At 64.5% G+C, this 2167-nt stretch carries 2 protein-coding genes; both read right to left on the bottom strand.

Annotation, left to right across the window (positions count from 1 at the left end; translation table 11 throughout):
- Nucleotides 1-56 precede the first annotated feature (56 nt).
- Nucleotides 57-1400: an ATP-dependent protease ATPase subunit HslU gene (gene hslU, locus ACO6VM_RS19050; RefSeq protein WP_125860776.1), complete on the bottom strand. Its 1344-nt coding sequence runs from the start codon at nt 1398-1400 to the stop codon at nt 57-59.
- A gap of 73 nt (nt 1401-1473) precedes the next feature.
- Nucleotides 1474-2004, bottom strand: a complete 531-nt coding sequence (hslV, locus tag ACO6VM_RS19045; RefSeq protein ID WP_011536056.1) for an ATP-dependent protease subunit HslV — start codon at nt 2002-2004, stop codon at nt 1474-1476.
- Between the last annotated feature and the right edge of the window lie 163 nt (nt 2005-2167).

The following is a 2167-nucleotide window of genomic DNA, read 5'->3' as shown; positions in this document are numbered from 1 at the left end:
CACCCCTCCAAGGGGGGTGCGCGTCGGGCGGGGGGCTCCCTCCCCCCGCGATGGTCTTACAGGATGTAGCGCGACAGGTCTTCGTTCTGCGCCAGCTCACCCAGGTGGCTGTTCACATACGCGGCGTCGATGTGGATCGGCGTCTCGTCATGGGCGCTGGCCAGGTCACCGGCACTGAACGACACCTCTTCGAGCAAACGCTCGAGCAGGGTGTGCAGGCGGCGGGCACCGATGTTCTCGGTTTTCTCGTTGACCTGGAAGGCGATCTCGGCCAGGCGCTTGAGGCCCTCGTCGGCGAACTCGATGTTCAGGCCTTCGGTCTTCAACAGCGCTGCATACTGCTCGGTCAGCGAGGCGTGCGGCTCTTTGAGGATGCGCTCGAAGTCTTCCGGGGTCAGGGCCTTGAGCTCGACGCGGATCGGCAGGCGACCCTGCAGCTCGGGCACCAGGTCGCTCGGCTTGCTCAGGTGGAATGCACCGGAGGCGATGAACAGGATGTGGTCGGTCTTGACCATGCCCAGCTTGGTGTTGACGGTGCAGCCTTCGATCAGCGGCAGCAGGTCGCGCTGCACGCCTTCGCGGGACACATCGGCGCCGCCGACGTTGCCACGTTTGGCCACCTTGTCGATTTCGTCGATGAACACGATACCGTGCTGCTCGACCGCCTCCAGGGCCTTGGCCTTGAGCTCTTCGTCGTTGACCAGGCGGCCGGCTTCTTCGTCGCGGACCATCTTCAGCGCGTCCTTGACCTTCAGCTTGCGCGCCTTGCGCTTGCCCTTGCCCATGTTGGCGAACAGGCTCTGCAGCTGGTTGGTCATCTCTTCCATGCCGGGCGGCGCGGCGATCTCGACACCGACCGCGTCGGCCACTTCGATCTCGATTTCCTTGTCGTCCAGCTGGCCTTCACGCAGGCGCTTGCGGAACAACTGGCGGGTGTTGGAATCGCTGCTCGACTGTGCAGCCTCTTCGGCGAAGCTGCTGGTGCGCGCCTGCGGCAGCAGGGCGTCGAGAATACGGTCTTCGGCGGCGTCTTCGGCGCGGTGGCGCACACGGACGATCTCTTGCTCGCGGAGCATCTTCAGCGCGGCATCGGCCAGGTCGCGGATGATCGACTCGACGTCACGGCCGACATAGCCGACTTCGGTGAACTTGGTCGCTTCGACCTTGATGAACGGCGCGTTGGCCAGTTTGGCCAGGCGACGGGCGATTTCGGTCTTGCCCACGCCGGTGGGGCCGATCATCAGGATGTTCTTCGGGGTGACTTCGGCACGCAGCTCGGCAGGCAGCTGCATGCGCCGCCAGCGGTTGCGCAGGGCAATGGCGACGGCGCGTTTGGCGTCGTCCTGGCCGATGATGTGGCGGTTCAGTTCGTGAACGATTTCGCGGGGGGTCATGGACATGATCAATAGGGTCCTAAGGCGCAGTCATCAGTGTGGAAAAGTCCCGCTGTTGGCGGGACGCCAAAACAACTGATTACTCGGCCAGGTCCTGCTCCTCGATGGTCAGGTTGTGGTTGGTGAACACGCAGATGTCGCCGGCGATGTTCAGGGCGGCCTCGGTGATTTCCCGGGCCGACAGGTCGGTCTTGTTCAGCAGGGCGCGGGCTGCGGCCTGGGCGTAGCCGCCGCCGGAACCCATGGCGATCAGGCCGTCTTCGGGTTCGACCACGTCGCCGTTGCCGGTGATGATCAAGGAGGCGTCCTTGTTGGCTACCGCCAGCATCGCTTCCAGGCGGCTCAGGGAACGGTCGGTACGCCATTCCTTGGCCAGTTCGACGGCGGCGCGCACCAGGTGGCCGGAGTGTTTCTGCAGCTGGGCTTCGAAGCGCTCGAACAGGGTGAAGGCGTCGGCGGTGGCGCCGGCGAAGCCCGCGATGACCTGGCCGTTGTACAGGCGGCGGACCTTCTTGGCGTTGCCTTTCATCACGGTGTTGCCGAGGGAAACCTGGCCGTCGCCGCCCATGACGACTTTGCCGTTACGGCGGACAGAAACGATGGTAGTCAAGGGAGAGTCTCCACGCAGCGGGGCGAAAATGCCTGATGGAGAGTCATATGGGGGGAGGGGGGAAGGATTTCAACCGAGAGGGATGAATGGTTGTATCCAGTCTTTGCCGGCCCAGCGGGGGGGGGGGAGAAGAGCTCCCCCCCCAACGCAGGCGGGAGAGGGG

Origin of the sequence: Pseudomonas sp. GZD-209 (genome assembly GCF_049310485.1) — a bacterium.
In the GTDB taxonomy this organism is placed as follows: domain Bacteria; phylum Pseudomonadota; class Gammaproteobacteria; order Pseudomonadales; family Pseudomonadaceae; genus Aquipseudomonas; species Aquipseudomonas sichuanensis.
Note: the sequence above shows the minus strand (reverse complement) of the source record. Positions and strands in the feature narration are given on the sequence as shown.

Coding starts and splice junctions, on each gene's coding strand:
- hslU (WP_125860776.1), bottom strand. CDS start 1,400: ATGTCCATGACCCCCCGCGAAATCGTTCACGAACTGAACCGCCACATC.